The sequence below is a fragment of the Halomonas salipaludis genome (assembly GCF_002286975.1).
GTDB classification, from domain to species: Bacteria; Pseudomonadota; Gammaproteobacteria; order Pseudomonadales; family Halomonadaceae; genus Franzmannia; species Franzmannia salipaludis.
In genome coordinates, this window is the sequence record NZ_NSKB01000006.1 from 1 (window position 1) to 18,619 (window position 18,619).

19 protein-coding genes are annotated in these 18,619 nt (G+C 66.6%); 12 read left to right on the forward strand and 7 right to left on the reverse strand.

Going from position 1 to position 18,619, the window contains the following annotated elements:
• Positions 1 to 947, forward strand: a 947-nt coding sequence (locus tag CK498_RS15630; protein WP_141246962.1) for an aldehyde dehydrogenase family protein, incomplete at its 5' end; no start/stop codon positions are given.
• Positions 948 to 1,049: 102 nt separating this feature from the next.
• Here CK498_RS15630 and CK498_RS15635 read toward each other — a convergent pair.
• Positions 1,050 to 1,997: an AEC family transporter gene (locus CK498_RS15635; protein WP_095621793.1), complete on the reverse strand. Its 948-nt coding sequence runs from the start codon at positions 1,995 to 1,997 to the stop codon at positions 1,050 to 1,052.
• 248 nt (positions 1,998 to 2,245) lie between these two features.
• Between CK498_RS15635 and CK498_RS15640 the strand changes: the two genes are divergently transcribed.
• The 3 genes from CK498_RS15640 to CK498_RS15650 are packed head-to-tail and all read left to right on the forward strand — an operon-like array spanning position 2,246 to position 5,016.
• Positions 2,246 to 3,067: an alpha/beta fold hydrolase gene (locus CK498_RS15640; RefSeq protein ID WP_095621794.1), complete on the forward strand. Its 822-nt coding sequence runs from the start codon at positions 2,246 to 2,248 to the stop codon at positions 3,065 to 3,067.
• Entirely contained in the window at positions 3,060 to 3,938 is an 879-nt protein-coding gene (locus CK498_RS15645) for an alpha/beta fold hydrolase (RefSeq protein WP_095621795.1), read from the forward strand. Before CK498_RS15640 ends, CK498_RS15645 begins: the two co-directional genes overlap by 8 nt.
• A 16-nt stretch (positions 3,939 to 3,954) precedes the next feature.
• Positions 3,955 to 5,016 (forward strand): patatin-like phospholipase family protein, encoded by a 1,062-nt coding sequence (locus tag CK498_RS15650; protein ID WP_095621796.1) that lies wholly within the window; start codon positions 3,955 to 3,957, stop codon positions 5,014 to 5,016.
• 1 nt (position 5,017) lies between these two features.
• Here the strand turns inward: CK498_RS15650 and CK498_RS15655 are convergent, their stop codons facing one another.
• Entirely contained in the window at positions 5,018 to 5,611 is a 594-nt protein-coding gene (locus CK498_RS15655) for a Smr/MutS family protein (RefSeq protein WP_095621797.1), read from the reverse strand.
• Between the two features lie 154 nt (positions 5,612 to 5,765).
• Between CK498_RS15655 and prmB the strand changes: the two genes are divergently transcribed.
• The 5 genes from prmB (at position 5,766) to phaC (ending at position 10,809) form a co-directional block, all read left to right on the forward strand.
• Positions 5,766 to 6,719, forward strand: coding sequence for a 50S ribosomal protein L3 N(5)-glutamine methyltransferase (gene prmB, locus CK498_RS15660; protein WP_229359106.1), 954 nt, complete (start codon positions 5,766 to 5,768; stop codon positions 6,717 to 6,719).
• A gap of 28 nt (positions 6,720 to 6,747) precedes the next feature.
• Positions 6,748 to 7,833: a chorismate synthase gene (gene aroC / locus CK498_RS15665; RefSeq protein ID WP_095621799.1), complete on the forward strand. Its 1,086-nt coding sequence runs from the start codon at positions 6,748 to 6,750 to the stop codon at positions 7,831 to 7,833.
• 109 nt (positions 7,834 to 7,942) lie between these two features.
• Positions 7,943 to 8,326 (forward strand): hypothetical protein, encoded by a 384-nt coding sequence (locus CK498_RS15670; protein WP_095621800.1) that lies wholly within the window; start codon positions 7,943 to 7,945, stop codon positions 8,324 to 8,326.
• Positions 8,327 to 8,462: 136 nt separating this feature from the next.
• Positions 8,463 to 8,879, forward strand: coding sequence for a phasin family protein (locus CK498_RS15675; protein ID WP_095622209.1), 417 nt, complete (start codon positions 8,463 to 8,465; stop codon positions 8,877 to 8,879).
• A gap of 91 nt (positions 8,880 to 8,970) precedes the next feature.
• The gene (phaC, locus tag CK498_RS15680) at positions 8,971 to 10,809 is read left to right on the forward strand and encodes a class I poly(R)-hydroxyalkanoic acid synthase (RefSeq protein ID WP_095621801.1); all 1,839 of its coding nucleotides are present in this window, start codon (positions 8,971 to 8,973) and stop codon (positions 10,807 to 10,809) included.
• Between the two features lie 76 nt (positions 10,810 to 10,885).
• Here the strand turns inward: phaC and lnt are convergent, their stop codons facing one another.
• The 5 genes from lnt to miaB form a co-directional block, all read right to left on the reverse strand.
• On the reverse strand, positions 10,886 to 12,376 hold the full coding sequence (lnt, locus tag CK498_RS15685) for an apolipoprotein N-acyltransferase (protein ID WP_095621802.1): 1,491 nt from the start codon (positions 12,374 to 12,376) through the stop codon (positions 10,886 to 10,888).
• 26 nt (positions 12,377 to 12,402) lie between these two features.
• Positions 12,403 to 13,287 carry an HlyC/CorC family transporter gene (locus tag CK498_RS15690; protein WP_095621803.1) on the reverse strand — a complete coding sequence of 295 codons (885 nt, stop codon included), beginning with the start codon at positions 13,285 to 13,287 and terminating at the stop codon, positions 12,403 to 12,405.
• Positions 13,284 to 13,799, reverse strand: a complete 516-nt coding sequence (ybeY, locus tag CK498_RS15695) for an rRNA maturation RNase YbeY (protein WP_095621804.1) — start codon at positions 13,797 to 13,799, stop codon at positions 13,284 to 13,286. Before ybeY ends, CK498_RS15690 begins: the two co-directional genes overlap by 4 nt.
• Positions 13,796 to 14,878 carry a PhoH family protein gene (locus CK498_RS15700; protein ID WP_095621805.1) on the reverse strand — a complete coding sequence of 361 codons (1,083 nt, stop codon included), beginning with the start codon at positions 14,876 to 14,878 and terminating at the stop codon, positions 13,796 to 13,798. The genes ybeY and CK498_RS15700 overlap by 4 nt, the downstream gene beginning before the upstream one ends.
• Before the next feature lie 113 nt (positions 14,879 to 14,991).
• On the reverse strand, positions 14,992 to 16,338 hold the full coding sequence (gene miaB / locus CK498_RS15705; RefSeq protein ID WP_095622210.1) for a tRNA (N6-isopentenyl adenosine(37)-C2)-methylthiotransferase MiaB: 1,347 nt from the start codon (positions 16,336 to 16,338) through the stop codon (positions 14,992 to 14,994).
• Between the two features lie 229 nt (positions 16,339 to 16,567).
• On the opposite strand from miaB, the gene CK498_RS15710 reads away from it, so the two are divergent.
• From CK498_RS15710 to CK498_RS15720, 3 genes are all read left to right on the forward strand, one after another.
• Positions 16,568 to 16,897 carry a DUF1820 family protein gene (locus CK498_RS15710; RefSeq protein WP_095621806.1) on the forward strand — a complete coding sequence of 110 codons (330 nt, stop codon included), beginning with the start codon at positions 16,568 to 16,570 and terminating at the stop codon, positions 16,895 to 16,897.
• Positions 16,898 to 17,099: 202 nt separating this feature from the next.
• Positions 17,100 to 17,723 (forward strand): TIGR04211 family SH3 domain-containing protein, encoded by a 624-nt coding sequence (locus CK498_RS15715; RefSeq protein WP_095621807.1) that lies wholly within the window; start codon positions 17,100 to 17,102, stop codon positions 17,721 to 17,723.
• A 10-nt stretch (positions 17,724 to 17,733) separates the two neighbouring features.
• The gene (locus CK498_RS15720) at positions 17,734 to 18,387 is read left to right on the forward strand and encodes a thiopurine S-methyltransferase (protein WP_229359107.1); all 654 of its coding nucleotides are present in this window, start codon (positions 17,734 to 17,736) and stop codon (positions 18,385 to 18,387) included.
• Positions 18,388 to 18,619: the final 232 nt, after the last annotated feature.

The following is an 18,619-nucleotide window of genomic DNA, read 5'->3' on the forward strand; positions in this document are numbered from 1 at the left end:
AGGGCACCTTCTCGCTGCTGTTCGGTGCCGGCAACGAGATCGGCCAGGCGCTGGTCAGCGACCCACGCATCCAGGCGGTGGGTTTCACCGGCTCGCGCAGCGGCGGTACCGCCCTGATGAAGACCGCCCAGGCCCGCTCGCAGCCGATCCCGGTCTACGCCGAGATGAGCTCGATCAACCCGGTGTTCCTGCTGCCGGAAGCGCTCAAGGCCCGCGCTGACAAGATCGCCGAAGGCTTCGTGGGGTCCTTGAACATGGGCGCCGGCCAGTTCTGCACCAACCCCGGCCTGGTGCTGGGCGTCAAGGGCGAGGCACTGGACGCCTTCGTCAAGGCAGCCGGCGAGGCGGTCACCGCCAGCGCTGCCCAGACCATGCTCACCCCCGGCATCCACGGCGCCTATGCCGACGGCCTGGGTGCCCTGGCAAGCCATCCCAAGGTCCGCGAGATCGCCCGCGGCCAGAGCGGTGACGGCCCGCACCAGTGCCAGACCGGCCTGTTCGTCGCCAGTGCGGCGGACTTCCTCGCCGATGAGGCGCTGCAGGCCGAAGTCTTCGGCGCCACCTCGCTGGTGATCGAGTGCGCCGACCTGGCCGAGATGCAGCGCGTGGCCAAGGGGCTGGAAGGCCAGCTTACCGTCACCCTGCAGATGGACGACGGCGACCTGGACGCGGCCAAGGCGCTGCTGCCGGTCCTCGAGCGCAAGGCCGGGCGGATACTCGCCAACGGCTGGCCCACCGGGGTCGAGGTATGCCACGCCATGGTCCACGGCGGCCCCTACCCGGCGACCTCGGATAGCCGCACCACCTCGGTGGGCAGTGCCGCCATCCAGCGCTTCCTGCGCCCGGTGTGTTACCAGGCGCTGCCGCAAGGCCTGCTGCCCGAGGCGCTCAAGGACGGCAACCCGTTGGGCGTGTCGCGGCTGGTGGATGGCAAGCGCGAGGCGTGATGAAAGAAACGGTAAAGGATCCGGGCGATGCCGCCCGGTATGTGGCAAGCAAGTGAGACCTTTATAGCGGCCTGCGGGCCGCTTTTTTGTGGGGGCCGACGTTTAGATCAACTCCAACCACTGCAGCACGAAAATCCCCAGGCTCACGGTCAGCATCGATGCCATGGTCGAGAGCACGATCATGTCGGCGGTCAGGCGCTCGTTGGCGCCGGCGGCCTTGGCCATCACGAAGGCCACCGCGGCGGTGGGACTGGCGAAAAACAGGAACAGCACGCCGAGGGCCTGGCCGCGGTAGCCGAGCAGGATGGCCCCCAGGGTGCCCAGCAAGGGCACCCACAACAGTTTCCACAGGCAGGCGCTGGTAACCAACCAGCTGCCGCTGCGTACAGAGCGGACGCTGAGGGTGCCGCCGATGCAGATCAGCGCCAATGGCAACGATAGCGAGCCGAAGTACTCGCCAGAGGTCAGCAGCCACTCTGGCAAGCTGAGGCCGAGAGACGCGACCGGCAGCGCTGCCAGGACGCTGAGGATCAGCGGATTGCGGATGATGTCGGCCAGCAGAGTGGAAATGTCCGAGCGCGCCGTAGGACTGTAGAGCGAGAGAATGACGGCCGACAGCACGTTGTAGAGCACGATCACACTGCCGGCCAGGATGCCGCCCAGCGACAGGCCATAGCCGCCGTACATGCTGGCCGCCAAGGCCAGCCCGACCACGCCGCAGTTGCTGCGAAAGGCGCCCTGGACGAAGATGCCGCGGTCGATATGTGGATAGCGCAGTACTGCCCAACCCCAGGCAAGCATGAAGCTGATTAGGGTGATACCCAGGAAGTAGGCGATCAGGTCGGGCTGAAAGGCCGTCTCCAGGTCAGCCTGGATGATGCTCAGAAACAGCAGCGTCGGCATGGTGGCCTTGAACACCAGCGCCGAGGCGGTGGCGATGAAGGCCTGGTCGATCCAGCCGATGCGCTTGAGCACCAGGCCCACCAGCACCATGGCGAACACCGGCAGGCTGACGTTTAGGGTAGCGAGAAAGACGTCGAGGAGGTTCATCCTGGTAGGGGCCTTAGCGGGCTAGCCATAGGCCGACGATAATCGCGGCAACCACGGTGGCGAAAAACAGGCGATTACGTAGACGAGTGTCACGGGGGGTAGGCACGCTGAGCTCCCTGCTGGCCGCTGGCAAGATTGAAACAAATGTTTTAACGCATCGAAAAAAGTATTAGCGTAAGCGTCAATGGTAAGCTCGTTAGCCTGCTATGGCTATCGACGGCCGTGACGCCTACGCTCAGGACCCGCATATGTCTCACTCACGACCCGCGCCCTCCCGCGACCGCCTGGTATTTGCTCATGCCAACGGCTTCACCGGTGGCAGCTACCGCAGCTTCCTGGCGCCGCTGGGCGAGCGCTTCGACCTGCATCCGCTGGATCGCCTGGCGCATCATCCCGACTACCCGGTGGGCAATAACTGGCTGGCGCTGCGCGACGAGCTGCTCGAGCAACTGGCCCACCACGAGACACCGGTGATCGGCGTCGGCCACTCCATGGGCGGTGTGTTGATGGCCATGGCCGCCGAGCAGGCGCCGCAGCGCTTTCGCTGCGTGGTGGTGCTCGACCCGCCGCTGATGCTGGGGCTCGATGCCCTGGCGATGAAGGTCGCCAAGCGCGTCGGCATGGTCGACCGGGTGACGCCGGCGGGCAAGAGCCAGGGCCGGCGTGCACGCTGGTCGAACCGCGACGCCATGGCCCACTACCTGCGCAGCCGTGGGCTGTTCAAGCGCTTCACCGACGAGGCGCTCAACGACTACGTCGAGGGCGGCACACGGCTGCTCGAGGACGGCGCCGCCCAACTGGTGTTCGACCCGGCCATCGAGGTCGAGATCTTTCGCCACCTGCCGGATCATCTCCACGGCCTGCCGGGGCGGCTCGAGGTACCGCTGGCGCTGATCGCCGGCGACCAGTCCGACTTGCTGACCCCGGCCCGGCGGCGGCGCCTGAGGCGCTACGGCGTGCGCGTCGAGACCGCCCCAGGCGGGCACATGTTTCCCATGGAGCAGCCCCGCGAGGCGCGGCGCGTGCTGCTCGCCACCATCGATTCGCTGCTGGAGTCCGCCGATGGCTGAGCCTACCCCCCTGACCCTGGCTGACGGCCGCCTGGCTGGCCTCAGCTGGGGCGATGCCGACGCGCCCACTTGGCTGGGGCTGCACGGCTGGCTGGACAATGCCGCCACCTTCACGCGCCTGGCGCCGCTGCTGGTGGAGGCTCTCGGGGTGCGCATCGTGGCCATCGATTTTGCCGGCCACGGCCAGTCGCGGCCGCACCCCGAGGGTGTCGACTACGCGATCTGGGATTACCTGCACGACGCCTTGGATGCCCTGGAGGAACTCGACCTCAAACCGGCCACGCTGCTGGCCCACTCGATGGGCGCCGGGGTCAGCTGCCTGCTGGCGGCGGCTTTTCCCGAGCGCGTCGAACGGCTGATGCTGATCGACAGCCTGGGCACGCTCTCGACCCCCGCCGAGCAGATGCCGGAGCAGCTGCGCAAGGGTATTCTGGGGCACCGCCGTCGCCTTTCTGCACCGCCGCGCTATGCTGATATCGAGAGTGCCGTGGCGGCACGCGGCAAGGGCGGCGTGATGCCGCTGGACGCCGATACCGTGCGCCCGCTGGTAACGCGCAACGCCGCGCCGCTGGCCGATGGCGGGGTTCAGCTGCGCACCGACCCACGCTTGATGCGCCCCTCGCTGGTGCGTTTCACGCCGCAGCAGGTGCTGGCCAATCTGGCCGCCATCCAGGCGCCGGTGATGCTGGTCGAGGGCGAGACCGGCGTGCTGCCCAGCCGCGAGGGGATCGAGCGGGCGCGGGCCGCTGTCGCACAGCTGCATCGCCGCGTGCTGCCGGGCGGGCACCATCTGCATCTCGACCCGCGCACGGTGGCGGCGGTGGCCGAGGCGATCATCGCCTGGTATCAGGAGCAGACCGCGTTGGCATGATGGGGAAGGAGGCCATATGAGCAGCAACAAGACGCAGGCCGGAAAGTGCGTGGCGCTGGTACTGGGCAGCGGCGGAGCACGGGGCTACGCGCATATCGGCGTGATCGACGAACTCGCGGCACGCGGCTACCGGATCATCGCCATCTCGGGCTGCTCGATGGGTGCGCTGGTAGGCGGCATTCACGCCGCAGGCCAACTCGACGGCTACCGTGAATGGGTTTGCGCGCTGGACTACTTCGATGTGCTCAAGCTGGTCGACGTAACCTGGAGCCCGATGGGCGCGATGCGTGCCAGCAAGGTGATGAGCAAGCTCGAGAGCCTGATCGGCGAGACCCAGATCGAGGACCTGGCGATCCCGGTGACCACCGTGGCCACCGATCTGATTCGCCAGCGCGAGGTGTGGTTCCAGAGCGGTCCGCTGCTGCAGGCGATCCGTGCCTCGATCGCCGTGCCCGGCATTATCACCCCGGTGCATATCGGCGGTCAGGTGCTGGTCGATGGCGGCCTGCTCAACCCTCTGCCGATCATGCCCACGCTTTCCGCCCACGCCGACATGGTGCTGGCGGTCAATGTCACCGCCCAGAGCCCCTATCCGGTGTCGCTGGAAGCGCTGCTACCCGCCGATGAAGCGGCCGAGGAGCAGGCCCGCGAAGAGGCGCGGGAAGCCGAGGGGCGTGGCTTCAGCGCCTGGATGGCCGGGGTGCGCGACCAGGCCCAGCGCATGTTCGCCAGCCGCAGCGATGACGATGCCGACGACGTCGATAGCGAGCAGATGGCTACGCGGCGCGCCTGGAGCAAGCTCGACATGATGCTCGAATCCTTCGATATCACCCAGGCGGCGCTGGCCCGCTACAAGATCGCCGGCTACCCACCGGACGTGCTGATCGAGGTACCCAAGTCGGTGTGCGGTGCCTACGAGTTCCACCGCGCCGAGGCGCTGATCCAGCTTGGTCGGCATCTCGCCGTGCAGGCGCTGGATCGCTACGAAGGCCGTCATCGCGCCAAGGGCTACGAGGCCGAGGCGACCATCGTCGAGCCGCCGCAGACCCCACGCCAGGCCACTCCCGGCGTTGAGTGAGTCACATCGCCTCGCCGCGCCGGCGTAGCAGCACATACACCGCGCCGGTGCCGCCGTCCAGCTCGCGGGCCGAGCAGAACGCCAGCACGCTCGGCCACTCGCGCAGCCAGGCATTGACGTGGCTCTTGATCACCGGGAAGTCGCTGGCGCCGGTGTGTACGCTGGCGCGGGACTTGCCATGGACGATCAGTACGCAGCGCATGCGTCGGCTACGCGCCTCGGCAAGGAAGCTCTCGAGCTCGCCGCGCGCCTCGTCGACGCTATAGCCATGCAGGTCGAGGCCCGCTTCCCAGCTGATGCCGCCGCGCTTGAGCTGGGCATGGGTGCGGTAGGGCAGGTCGGCCACCGCAAAGTCGAGAAACTCCGAGGGCCGCACCGGCTCGACCCGGCCGTCGCTGGTGCGGCTGCTGGTCTGCTGAGTGTCCGCCGCGGTGGCGGCTGCGCGGCGTTCGGCGAGTGCCGCCGCACGGCGCCGCTGGGCGGGTTTGCCGGGGTCGGCGCGATTGCTGTCCAGGCGACGCACGCCGGCCTCGCTGAGGGCCTGACGGAACAGGTTGATCTCGTCGTCATCCGGTGGATCCGGGCGTCGGCTCATGCAATCTCTCTCGTGGCGTGCGGCATCGCGTACCGGGGCTGGCCGCGGCACGATTCAGCGCCAGTATACCGGCTGGCGAGTGACTGTGAACCGTGGCGCGCTGCGGGTACAATCATGCACCCTGACCTGCACCAGCCAACTGACAGGATGCCGCGTGGCCGACTCTTCTCCAGCAGCCGTATCGACCCTGACGCTCGCCGACGCCGAGCTTGCCGAGGGCCTCATCACCCTGCGCGACTGTCTGCGCTGGGCGACCAGCGAGTTTCATGCCCACGGCCTGTTCTACGGCCACGGCACTGCCTCGCCGTGGGATGAAGCCGTGGCGCTGACCCTGGGCGCGCTGCACCTGCCCTGGGACGTCGACCCGGCGGTGCTCGAGGCGCGGCTGCTGCCCATGGAGCGCGCGCGTATCGTGGCCTTGACCCGGGGGCGCATCGAGACCCGCCGGCCGCTGCCCTACCTGCTCGGCGAGTGCTTCTATGCCGGCTACCCCTTCCACGTCGACGAACGGGTGCTGATCCCGCGCTCGCCGATCGCCGAGCTGATCGAAGACGGTTTCGCCGCCTGGTTCCCCGGCCAGCCACCGGCGCGGGTGCTCGACCTGTGCAGCGGTTCGGGCTGCATCGGCATCGCCACCGCACTGACCCTGCCGACCTGCGAGGTCGACCTGGCCGAGATCAGCGTCGCGGCGCTGGAGGTGGCCAAGGCCAATATCAGTCGTCACGATGTCGGTGCCCGAGTACGTGCGGTGCACTCCGACGTGTTCGCTGGCGTGGCCGGCCAGCGCTACGACCTGATCGTCGCCAATCCGCCCTATGTCGATGCCCGCGACCTGGCCACCATGCCCGCCGAGTTCCAGCACGAGCCGGCGCTGGCGTTGGGCGCCGGCGACGACGGCCTGGACATCGTGCGCCGCATCCTGCGCGACGCCCGGGCGCATCTTAGCGACGATGGCGTGTTGATCGTCGAGGTCGGCAATTCCGACCGCCACCTCGAGGCGGCCTTCCCCAAGGTGCCGTTCCTGTGGCTGGAGTTCGAGCGTGGCGGCCAGGGCGTATTCGTGCTCACCGCCGACGAACTCGACGCCTACGCCTCGGCCTTCGCCTGATCCCTGACTCCACCTGCGAGGAACGCCCATGTCCGGCAACACCTTCGGCAAGCTGTTCACCGTCACCACCTTCGGCGAAAGCCACGGCCCGGCGCTGGGTGCCATCGTCGACGGCTGCCCGCCGGGGCTCGCGCTCAGCGAAGCCGACCTGCAGGGCGATCTCGACCGACGCCGGCCAGGCACCTCGCGGCATACCACCCAGCGCCGCGAGCCCGACCAGGTGCGCATCCTCTCCGGGGTGTTCGAGGGCGTCACCACCGGCACCTCGATCGGCCTGCTGATCGAGAATACCGACCAGCGCTCCAAGGACTACTCCAAGATCAAGGACCAGTTCCGCCCGGCCCACGCCGACTACACCTACCATCACAAGTACGGCGTGCGCGACTATCGCGGCGGCGGGCGCTCCAGTGCCCGCGAAACCGCCATGCGCGTCGCCGCCGGTGCCATCGCCAAGAAGTACCTGGCCACCATGGGCATCCAGGTGCGCGGCTACATGAGCCAGCTCGGCCCCATCGAGATCGCGTTCAAAGAGTGGCAGGCGGTGGGCGAGAACGCCTTCTTCTGCCCCGACCCCGACAAGGTGCCGGAGCTCGAGGCCTACATGGACCAGCTGCGCCGCGACCAGGACTCGGTGGGGGCGAAAATCTCGGTGGTCGCCGAGGGCCTGCCGCCGGGCCTCGGCGAGCCGGTCTTCGACCGCCTCGATGCCGATCTGGCCCACGGCCTGATGAGCATCAACGCGGTCAAGGGCGTCGAGATCGGTGCCGGCTTCGCCTGCGTGGCCCAGCGCGGCAGCGAGCACCGCGACGAGATGACCCCCGAGGGCTTTCTCTCCAACCACGCCGGTGGCGTGCTCGGTGGCATCTCCTCGGGCCAGCCGCTGATCGCCCACCTGGCGCTCAAGCCGACCTCCAGCATCACCACACCGGGGCGCTCCATCGACATCCACGGCAACCCGGTGGAGGTGGTCACCAAGGGCCGCCACGACCCCTGCGTGGGGATCCGCGCCACGCCCATCGCCGAGGCGATGATGGCGCTGACGCTGATCGACCACCTGCTGCGCCACCGTGCCCAGAACCTCGATGTGCGCGTCGATACCCCCCGCCTGAGTTGAACCCACCTTGAACCCACCGCGGCACCGGCAAGCGTTGGTGCCGCGGTGCAGGTCTTTTCCCCAAGACTGCTAGACTGGTGGCAAGTCCGCCAGTCGAGTCATGCTAGCTATGAAAATCAACGTCGAGTTCGATCTCACCCCCCAGGAGTTCCGCCAGGCCATGGGGCTGCCGGACGTCGAGGCCTTTCAGAACGACCTGATGGCCCGCATCCAGCAGCAGATGGAGGCGGGCGTGGAGGGCTACGACCCGATGAGCCTGATGCAGCCGTTTCTGCAGCAGCCGTTCTTCAAGGAGGGCATGCAGCAACCGTTCATGAAGGACAGCATGGCCCAGAGCCTGGCCAGCTTTGGCAGCTACCAGCAGATGATGCTGGATATGCTGCGCCAGGCTGGCAGCAGTGGGCGCAAAACGCAGGAGGCTCCGGCCGAGGAGGGCGACGAGCCGTCGCCGCGCGGCAAGGCCTCGGCGAATTCGCGTGCCAAGCGCAAGTGAGCGCGACGCAGCGAGCTTGATCCCGGTCAAGCAAGTGGCCATTGGCGTATTGCAACCCGGACGGGGACGAACTACGCTTTGTGCACTGCAGCAAATTGCTTGATCCCCTATGCCGATTATCCAGGAGGAAATCGCCATGCAAGACAAGATGTTCACCGCCTTCAACGAGCAGACCCGTGGTTTTTTCGAGCCGATGCGCAAACTCAACTCGCTGATGCTCGACAACATGGAAAAGATGACCCAGTACCAGCTGGAGTCGATGAAGCGCTATAGCCAGTTGGGCACCGAGCGACTGCGTGACGCCGGCGAGATCAAGGACGCCGAGGACATGCGTGACTTCGGCACCCGCCAGGCCGAGATCATGAACGAGCTGTCGCGACAGATGCTCGAGGACGCCCGCGCCATGACCGAGCTCTCCATGCAGTTCAAGAGCGAGATGGAGCAGCTGTTCGGCGAAGCTGCCGAGAAGGCCGCGGCCCAGGCCGAGGAAGCCACCAAAGCAGCCTCGACCCCGGCCAAGGCCAGCAGCCAGGCCAGCAAGAAAAGCTCCTGAGCTGTCTCTCTATTGCGCCCGCCTTACCCGTTCAGCGGGTGAGGCGGGCGATGGTGTTTTCGGTCATCGGTTAGCCTAGTCGGAGTGTGCAATGCAGCCAGGATATCAGCAGGCGGACATCGAGGCGTGGCGTGAGCAGCTTACCGCCATCGGTCAGCAGTACCAGCAGATGCTGGGGGATCTCGTCGCACGGATAGAGCCCAGCGAGGCGGGCCAGTCCGTCTACAACGACATGCGTGACAGCCTGACTGCCGGTCTCGAAGCCCTGGCCAGCGACCCACAGGCGATGCAAGCCGCCCAGTGGCGGCTGATGCAGGAGCAGTGGCAGCTGTGGCAGCACGGCATGCAGACGCTGGCCGGTCAGTCCCCGCCGCCGCTGGTGGAGCCGGCACCGCACGACCGGCGTTTCAAGGATCCCGCCTGGCAGGAGGAGCCGTTCTACCAGGCGATTCTGCAGCAGTACCTGCTGTTCTCGCGGATGGTCGAAGAGCTGATAGCGAACCTCGACGGCCTGCCCGAGGATAAGCAGCGCAGCCTGGCGTTCTATGCCCGCCAGTGCGTCAGTGCCATGTCGCCGGCGAACTTCGTCACCACCAACCCCGAAGTGATGCGCCGCACCCTGGAGACCAAGGGCCAGAACCTGATCGACGGCATGGCGCGGCTGCGCGAGGACCTCGCCAACTCCGCCGAAGGCATCAACGTCACCATGACCGACCGCTCGGCGTTCAAGATCGGCGAGAACGTCGCCGTCACTCCCGGTGAGGTGATCTACGAGAACGAGCTGATCCAGCTGATTCAGTACCACCCGACCACCGAGAAGGTGTTCAAGACGCCGCTGCTGATCGTGCCGCCGTGGATCAACAAGTACTACATCCTCGACCTGCGCGAGGACAACTCGCTGGTCAAGTGGCTGGTCGACCAGGGCCACAGCGTGTTCCTCATCTCATGGCGCAACCCCGGCCCCGAGCAGCGCGACCTGACCTGGGCCGACTACATGCAGATGGGCCCCATCGACGCCATGGGCGCCATCGAGCAGGCCTGCGGCGAGAAGTCGGTCAACCTGCTCAGCTACTGCGTCGGCGGCACCCTGGCGGCCTCCACCGTGGCCTACCTGACCAGCACCCGGCGCGGGCGCAAGATCAAGTCGGTGACCTACATGGCCACCCTGCAGGACTTCAGCGACCCCGGCGAGATCGGCGTCTTCCTCAGCGAGCCGGTGCTTCAAGGGCTGGAGCGGCAGCTCGAGGCCGACGGCTACCTCGACGGCCGAGTAATGGCGTTCTCGTTCAACCTGCTGCGTGAGAACGATCTGTTCTGGTCGTTCTATATCAGCAACTATCTCAAGGGCGAGCAGCCGGCGGCCTTCGACCTGTTGTACTGGAACACCGACGGCACCAACCTGCCGGCCGGTACCCACGCCTGGTACCTGCGCCATATGTACCTGGAGAATCGCCTGGTCGAGCCCGGCGGCATCGAGCTCGACGGGGTCAAGATCGACCTGCGCAAGATCTCTGCGCCGAGCTACTTCGTCTCCGCCAAGGAGGACCACATCGCCAAGTGGAATAGCACCTACGGCGGCACCCAGCTGCCCAAGGGACCGGTTACCTTCGTGCTCGGCGGCTCGGGCCATATCGCCGGGATCGTCAATCCACCGGCCAAGAACAAGTATGGCTACTGGACCAACGACGCGCTGCCCGAGAGTCCCGACGAATGGCTGGAGGGCGCAACCTTCAACGAAGGCTCGTGGTGGCCGCACTGGCAAGCCTGGATGACCGACAACTGCTACGCCGATGCCGACCCCAAGAAGCTGGTGCCGGCGCGGGTGCCCGGCGAAGGCGAACTGGCCTTGCTGGAACCGGCACCGGGACGCTATGTGCGTATGACGATCCCCGAGGTGCTAGGGGAAATCCCGGCTTCGACGCAAACCTAAGCCCGGTGTCGTAAGCCATGAAAAACCCCGCCACGGCGGGGTTTTTCATGCTTGGTGAGCCACTCTAAGCTCCGGGCTAGGCTTGAGGCTTGCGTCCTAGCCGCAGTCCCGCCGCCATCAGCAGTGTCGCCAGCAGCCAGGCCGGCCAGCTGCCGCTGCGGGTGAAGGGCGTCAGGCCCTGCATCGGCGTGACCTCGCCGGTCAGGCTGGCGGTCTCGAACTGCGGCAGCTGCGCGGTCACCTGGCCCCGCGGGTCGATGAACGCGGTCACGCCGTTGCTGGTGGCACGGGCTACGTAGCGGCCGTTTTCCAGCGCTCGTAGCCGTGCCATCTGCATATGCTGGTGGGGGCCGATCGAGGCGCCGAACCAGGTGTCGTTGGAGACCGTCAGCAGCACATCGGCATGGCGGGCGCGCTGGGCGACCAGGTTGGGGTAGATGATCTCGTAGCAGATCGCATTGCCGATGGTCAGGCCGGCGGCCTTCATCGGCGCCTGGCGGGCCGGGCCGGGGGTCATGGCCGGCATCGGCAGGTCGAAGAAGGCGATGGCGCCGCGCAGCAGGTTATCGAACGGCAGATACTCGCCGAACGGCACCAGGTGCTCCTTGCGGTACTCGCCCTCGGTATCGCCCACGCCGATCACGGCGTTGTAGAACAGCCCGTCGCCGTCGCGCTGCAGGATGCCGGTGAGCAGCGCGGTGTGCGGGGCCAGGTTGGCCTGGACACGCTCCAGCATGGGACGCGCTTCGTCCTCGAACATCGGCAGCGCCGCCTCGGGCCAGACGATCAGATCGATATCGTCATCCTGCTCGCGGGTCAGGTTGCTGTAGGTATTGGCCGCGACCCGCTGGCCCTCCGGCGTCCACTTGATCTCCTGGGGCAGATTGCCCTGCAGCAGGGCGACCCGGCGCGGTTCGCCGGCGGGGCTGGTCCACTGCGCCGGCAGCAGCAGCGGCGCCAACCACATCAGCAGGATGGGCGCCGCCGCCAGCCAGCGGCGTTGCAGCAGCTCCACCAGCAGGGTGCCGGAGAGCGCGGTGATCAACGACAGCAGGTAGACGCCGCCCAGCGGCGCCCAGGCGGCCAGCGGCGAGTCGACGTGGGCACTACCCAGCAGCAGCCACGGGAAGCCGGTAAAGGCGTAGGTGCGCAGCACCTCGCCCAGCACCCAGGCCCCGGCGAAGCTCAGCGCCGCCAGGCGCGGTCCGCACAGCCGGGCGTAGAGCCACAGCCACACGGCGAAGAACAGCGCCATGGCGGTGACGAACAGCGCGGTGAGAAACAGCGCCAGCGGCATGCCGGTGTAGCCGTAGTCGTGTATCGAGACGTAGACCCAGGAGGCGCCGCTGCCGAACAGCCCGACGCCGTACCACCAGCCCTTGAGCGCCGCCTGGCCGGGGGTGAGCGTGTGGATGCCGAGATACATCAGCGCCACCGCCACCGGACCCAGCCACCACAGCTCGAACGGCGAGGCGGTGAGGGTGGTGAGCAGGCCGGCGATCAGTGCGATGGCATAGCCCAGGGCACGTTGGTTACGGCTGGGGGGGAGTGCAGGCGTGGTAGACATGGGATCATCGTATCCTTACAGGGTAACTAGCCGTCGTCCTCGTTGCCGCTGCCCGGCTCGCCGTCATACTCGGCTTGCAGCAGGCGGATGCGGCGATTGTCGGCGTTGAGTACGGTGAAGCGCCAGCCGCCCAGTTCGGCGTGCTCACCGCGCCTGGGCAGATGGCCGAAGCGCTGCATCACCAGCCCGCCGACGGTATCGAACTCCTCGTCGGAGAAGCGTGTCTCGAAGCGCTCGTTGAAATCCTCGATCGGGGTCAGGGCGCGAATCGCATAGCGCCCCTCGCCCAGTTCGCGAATATCGTCTTCCTCGTCGGTGTCATGCTCGTCCTCGATGTCACCGACGATCTGCTCGAGGATATCCTCGATGGTGACGATACCCGCGGTACCGCCGTACTCGTCGACCACCACCGCCATATGGTTGTGGGTGTCGCGGAACTCCTTGAGCAGGCTGTTGAGGCGCTTCGACTCGGGCACGAACATGGCCGGGCGCAGCACGCTGTCGAGGGCGAAGTGGCGGCGCTCGTCCTGGCTTCGGGAGAGCAGCGGCAGCAGGTCCTTGACCAGCAGGATACCGTGGACCTCGTCGAGGTTCTCGCCGACCACCGGGTAGCGCGAGTGGCCGGTCTCGAGAATCACCGGCAGATACTCTTCCGGCGGCTGCTCGATGCCGATCACGTTGACCTGGGAGCGCGGGATCAGCACTTCGCGAACCTGCTGGTCGCTGATCTGCAGGGCGCCCTCGATGATGGTCAGGGCATCCTGGTCGAGGCGCAGCCGGCTGCCCGCCTCACGCAGGAAGGCCAGCAGCTCGTCGCGGGAGCTGGGCTCGTCGCTGTCGGATGAGAAGGCGCTGAAAAACTTCTCGAGCCAGGATTTGTTGTTCTGGCTACTCGATCGGTCTTCACTCATGCGTCGGGTCTCTCGTCCTCTGGTGCGGCGGAAGGGGCGTCAAGCTCGCAGCGGTAGGGATCGGCGATCCCCAGCGCGGCGAGGATCTCACGCTCGAGCTGTTCCATGTGCTCGGCCTCGGCGTCATCGATATGGTCGAAGCCGAGCAGGTGCAAGGTGCCGTGCACCACCATATGCGCGTAGTGGTCGCCCAGCGGCTTGCCTTGCTCGTCGGCCTCGCGAACCACCACCGGGTGGCAGATCACCAGGTCGCCAAGCAGCGGCAAGTCTACCCCCGGCGGTAGCTCGACGCCGAAGGAGAGCACATTGGTGGGCGCATCCTTGCCGCGGTAGTCGCGGTTGAGGGTCTGGCTTTCGCCGGCGTCGACGAAGCGTACGCTGAGCTCGTCGCGGTCACGCTCGCCGGCGTGGGCGAGGGTCGCTCCGACCCAGCGCTCGAGGCTGGCCTGGTCGGGCAGTGCCGCATCCTCGGTCAGCGCGACCTGACGCTCCACGGCAGGCGTGGGGGTCACGACGGCGGATCCTGGCGCAGGTCGCGGTCCAGCCGGCGCTGGCGCTCGGCGGCTCGCTCCTGGTCGCGTTCCTGCTTGCGCTGACGCTCGGCGGCTTCCTGCTCGGCCTCGAACAGGTCGTAGGCCTCGATGATGCGCTGCACCAGCGGGTGGCGCACCACGTCCTTGGCGGCGAAATGGGTCACGCCGATGCCCGGGGTGCCCTTGAGCACGTCGAGCACCTGGATCAGCCCCGAGCTCTGGCCCCGTGGCAGGTCGACCTGGGTCACGTCGCCGGTGATCACCGCGGTGGAGCCGAAGCCGATGCGGGTCAGGAACATCTTCATCTGCTCGCGGGTGGTGTTCTGGCTCTCGTCGAGAATGATGAAGGAGTTGTTGAGGGTGCGGCCGCGCATATAGGCCAGCGGCGCGATCTCGATGATCTGGCGCTCGATCAGCTTGCCAACCTGCTCGAAGCCGATCATCTCGTACAGCGCGTCGTAGAGCGGGCGCAGGTAGGGATCGATCTTCTGGGCCAGGTCGCCGGGCAGGAAACCCAGCTTCTCGCCGGCTTCTACCGCCGGGCGCACCAGCAGGATGCGGCGCACCTCCTGCTGATTGAGCGCCTCCACCGCCGCGGCCACCGCCAGGTAGGTCTTGCCGGTGCCCGCCGGGCCGATGCCGAAGTTGATGTCGTGCTCGCGGATGCTCTGCACATAGCCCTGCTGGTTGAAGCCGCGCGGCTTGATCAGCGCCCGCGGCGTGCGCAGCAGCACCTCGCCTTCGGTCACGCCTTCCTCCTCCTCGAGGGCCTCGAGGCCGGACTCCTGAAGGAACAGGTGCACGGTATCCGGCGACAGGTCGCTGGCCTCGGTCTCGCGGTAGAGGTGCTCGACCACGTTGGCTGCCGCCTTGACCCGGGGGCTGGGACCGGCCAGCTGGAAGGTGTTGCCGCGGTTGCGCAGGGTGATACCCAGGCGCTCTTCGACCAGCTTGAGGTGCTCGTCGCGCTGGCCGCACAAGTTGGCCAGACGACGCGGGTCGTTGGGTTCGAGAGTCAGTGTGATGATGCGGTTGGCCTGAGAACTTTGTTGGCTCAAGAGCAAGGGATCCGTGCGTTGCGAAGTAGGTTCGACGAGCTTACTGCCCCGGGCAGGCCCGGGGCAATGTCATGGGTCAAGTTGGCGTCCAGCCTTGAGTATAGCGGCTGGTGTCAATATAGCGCCGGTGACGCGAGTTCGCCGCGCAGCGAGTTGGGTAGCGCCTCGGAGATCTCGACGTCGACGAAGTGGCCGATCATCTCGGTGGGATTGGCGGCGCGAAAGTTGACCACCCGGTTGTTCTCGGTGCGCCCCGAGAGCTGGCCGGGGTCCTTGGGCGAGAAACCGGTGACCAGGATGCGCTGGGTAGTGCCCACCATGCGTCGGCTGATCTGCATCGACTGCTGGGTGATACGCTCCTGAAGGATCGCCAGGCGCTGCTTCTTGACCGCCTCCGGGGTGTCGTCGGGGAGGCTCGCTGCCGGCGTGCCGGGGCGCGCCGAGTAGACGAAGCTGAACGAGTGATCGAAGCCGATGCGGTGGATCAGGTTCATGGTCGCTTCGAAGTCGTCCTCGGTCTCGCCGGGGAAGCCGATGATAAAGTCCGAGGAAAAGCTGATATCGGGGCGCAGCTCGCGGATGCGTTCCATCTTCTCGACGTACTCCTCCACCGTATGGCCGCGCTTCATCGCCGCCAGGATGCGGTCGGAGCCGGCCTGTACCGGCAGGTGCAAATGGCTGACCAGCTCGGGGATATCGGCGTAGGCCTCGATCAGGCTGTCGGAGAACTCCACCGGGTGCGAGGTGGTGAAGCGGATGCGGTCGATGCCGTCCACCGCCGCCACGCAGCTGATCAGTTCGGCCAGGTCGATCTCGTCGCCGAGCTGGTTCTGGCCGCGGTAGGCGTTGACGTTCTGGCCCAGCAGGTTGATCTCGCGCACGCCCTGTTCGGCAAGGTGGATCACCTCATCCATCACCGCCTCGAAGGGTCGCGAGACCTCCTCGCCGCGGGTGTAGGGCACCACGCAGAAGGTGCAGTACTTGGAGCAGCCCTCCATTACCGAGACAAAGGCGGTGGCGCCGTCGGCGCTGGGCTTGGGCAGGTGGTCGAACTTCTCGATCTCGGGGAAGGTGACATCGACCGTCGAGATCTGCTCGAGGCCGCGACGCGAATCGAGCATCGCCGGCACCCGGTGCAGGGTCTGAGGACCGAACACCATGTCGACGTGGGGCGCACGCTTGCGCAGCGCCTCGCCCTCCTGGCTGGCCACGCAGCCGCCGACGCCGATCACCAGGTCGGGATTGGCCTCCTTGAGTTTCTTCCAGCGGCCCAGCTGGTGGAACACCTTCTCCTGGGCCTTCTCACGGATCGAGCAGGTGTTGAGCAGGATCACGTCCGCCTCACCTTCATTATCGGTGAGCTCGAGCTGGTGGGACTCGCCGAGCAGATCCGCCATGCGGGCCGAATCGTACTCGTTCATCTGGCAGCCGTGGGTCTTGATGAAGAGTTTCTTCGCCATAAGAATAGAGCCGTGGCGCCAGGCGCCCGGCATAGCCGTTACCGGTTCAGGGGATTCACTAAGGCGGCCCGCAGGCCGTTTCAGACGTATGCCGGCGATTATACGGATAGCCTGCCAGCGGGGCCAGTCGCAGGGGCTCGAATTGGCCGCGGCTGTGATATTCTTCGCCCCTTGGGGCCGGCATCATGGCGATGACGGCGTCGTTCAGCGGTATGAATACAGAGGCAGTATGGCGGCCAAGCCAATTTACCGGGTGGTATTCCATAATCAGGGCGAAATCTGGGAGCTCTACGCTCGCGAGATCTTCCAGAGCGACCTGTGGGGCTTCATCGAGGTCGAGGCCTTCGTCTTCGAGGACGCCAACAAGCTGGTGGTGGACCCCTCCAGCGACAAGCTGCGGCGCATCTTCGAGGGCGTCAGCCGTAGCTATATTCCGCTCAATGCCATCGTACGCATCGACGAAGTCGAGCGCGAGGGCACGCCCAAGGCGGTCAAGGCCGAGGGCAAGGTGACGGAATTTCCGCGGCCGATGAGCTGGCCGCCGCGGGACGATGGCTGATCAAAAAATAAACGATCTGAGAGGGTGCCAGGCATCTCGCTGGCCGACACTGACTTGCAGTGGGGTTTTCCCAAGACTTATCCACAGAAGCTGTGGATGGGACGCGGTCTCATCGCGCCGCCCGCGACAGGATGCCCGGGCGGCGCCATCAAGCGTGGAGGGGCGCGACTCGCCCGACTCGAGCCACGAACACGGCAGACATATGCGTACATTCAAAACATTGATGCTGGGCGTAACGCTGGGGGCCATGGCCCTCGGGGCGCAGGCCCAGGAAGCAGACGACAACCAGGCCTGGGTTTCCGACGGCCTGACGACCTTCGTCAGGAGTGGGCCGACCGACGGCTATCGTATCGTCGGCACCCTTACCGCCGGCGAGCCGGTCACGGTGCTCGAGACCAGCGGTAGCTACACGCGGGTTCAGGATGCCGACGGTGATGCGGTGTGGATCCTCAGCGACGAGCTGCAGGATGCCCCGAGTGCCGGCGTCAGGGTGCCCGAGCTGGAGGCTCAAGTCGCCAGCCTGAGCAGCGAACTCGAAGGGATCAACGAGGAGTGGGAGACCCGCGTGGCGACCATGACCGAGACCCTCGAGCAGCGCCAGCAGCGTATCGCCGAGCTCGAGGCTCGCAACCGCGAGCTCGACGGCGAGGCCGATGAGGCGCTGCGCCAGGTGCGTGGGCTCCAGGCGCGCCTGGATACCCAGGAGGAAGACCTGCTGCTGCGCTACTTCATGTACGGCGGTGGGGTGGCCGGCGCCGGCCTGCTGGTCGGGCTGATCGTTCCGCACCTGCCGCGGCGGCGCAAGAAGCGCGATCGCTGGTTCTAAGCGGAGACGCATGAGCATGCAGGTGAGTGAAGAGAACGAGTGGTTGTCGCGCTGGCGTGAGGGGCGCATCGGTTTTCATCGCGATGCGGTGCATCCGGCGCTGGCGCGCTTCTGGCCGACGCTCGGCGCGCCGTCGGGGGCCAAGGTGCTGGTGCCGCTGTGCGGCAAGAGCCTCGACATGCGCTGGCTGGCCGAGCAGGGCCACCCGGTACTGGGTATCGAGCTGGCGACTGATGCCATCGAGCAGTTTCTGGCCGAGGGCGACGGCGAGGTATCGCGCTACCGCGCCGGCGACTTCGATATCTGCCGCCAGGGCAGCGTCGAGTTGTGGGGCGGCGACTTCTTCCACTTCCACATCAAGCAGGCCGCCGAGATTGGCGCCTTCTATGATCGCGCCGCACTGATCGCGCTGCCCGAGGCGACCCGCCAGCGCTACGCCTTCCACCTCGCTCAGCTGCTGCCGCCGGGCGCCAGGGGGTTGCTGATCAGCCTGACCCGCGGCGGTGACGTCAATGCCGGGCCGCCATATAGCGTTCCCGCCGAGGAGGTGCGCGTGCTGTTCGAGCCCAACTTCGAGCTGACTCACCTGGCCGACGGCGAGCCCGAGGCGAACGGTTTTCGCGAGAGCGTCTGGGCGCTCAAGCGGCGCGGCCCCATGGCCTGAGCGCCTGGCTGCCTGCCTAAACCACTGAGCCCCGCCATTGGCGGGGCTCAGTGCGTGCTGGGCAGGGTGCTGTAGGCTGTGTCTGAAAAGTCGGCGGCGTGAAGGTCAGGGCTAGGCCCGTTCCCGACGGGCCAACGCACTCCCCACATCCATGTGGGTCGCAAAGCAAAAATCGGCGACAAATCGTCAGGATTGACGATTTGGACAGCTTTGCTGCTCGAAGAGCGAGCGA

Coding starts and splice junctions, on each gene's coding strand:
- CK498_RS15650 (WP_095621796.1), top strand. CDS start 3,955: ATGAGCAGCAACAAGACGCAGGCCGGAAAGTGCGTGGCGCTGGTACTG.
- CK498_RS15710 (WP_095621806.1), top strand. CDS start 16,568: ATGGCGGCCAAGCCAATTTACCGGGTGGTATTCCATAATCAGGGCGAA.
- CK498_RS15655 (WP_095621797.1), bottom strand. CDS start 5,611: ATGAGCCGACGCCCGGATCCACCGGATGACGACGAGATCAACCTGTTC.
- CK498_RS15670 (WP_095621800.1), top strand. CDS start 7,943: ATGAAAATCAACGTCGAGTTCGATCTCACCCCCCAGGAGTTCCGCCAG.
- CK498_RS15675 (WP_095622209.1), top strand. CDS start 8,463: ATGCAAGACAAGATGTTCACCGCCTTCAACGAGCAGACCCGTGGTTTT.
- lnt (WP_095621802.1), bottom strand. CDS start 12,376: ATGTCTACCACGCCTGCACTCCCCCCCAGCCGTAACCAACGTGCCCTG.
- CK498_RS15720 (WP_229359107.1), top strand. CDS start 17,734: ATGAGCATGCAGGTGAGTGAAGAGAACGAGTGGTTGTCGCGCTGGCGT.
- CK498_RS15715 (WP_095621807.1), top strand. CDS start 17,100: ATGCGTACATTCAAAACATTGATGCTGGGCGTAACGCTGGGGGCCATG.
- CK498_RS15635 (WP_095621793.1), bottom strand. CDS start 1,997: ATGAACCTCCTCGACGTCTTTCTCGCTACCCTAAACGTCAGCCTGCCG.
- CK498_RS15640 (WP_095621794.1), top strand. CDS start 2,246: ATGTCTCACTCACGACCCGCGCCCTCCCGCGACCGCCTGGTATTTGCT.
- CK498_RS15690 (WP_095621803.1), bottom strand. CDS start 13,287: ATGAGTGAAGACCGATCGAGTAGCCAGAACAACAAATCCTGGCTCGAG.
- aroC (WP_095621799.1), top strand. CDS start 6,748: ATGTCCGGCAACACCTTCGGCAAGCTGTTCACCGTCACCACCTTCGGC.
- CK498_RS15645 (WP_095621795.1), top strand. CDS start 3,060: ATGGCTGAGCCTACCCCCCTGACCCTGGCTGACGGCCGCCTGGCTGGC.
- miaB (WP_095622210.1), bottom strand. CDS start 16,338: ATGGCGAAGAAACTCTTCATCAAGACCCACGGCTGCCAGATGAACGAG.
- phaC (WP_095621801.1), top strand. CDS start 8,971: ATGCAGCCAGGATATCAGCAGGCGGACATCGAGGCGTGGCGTGAGCAG.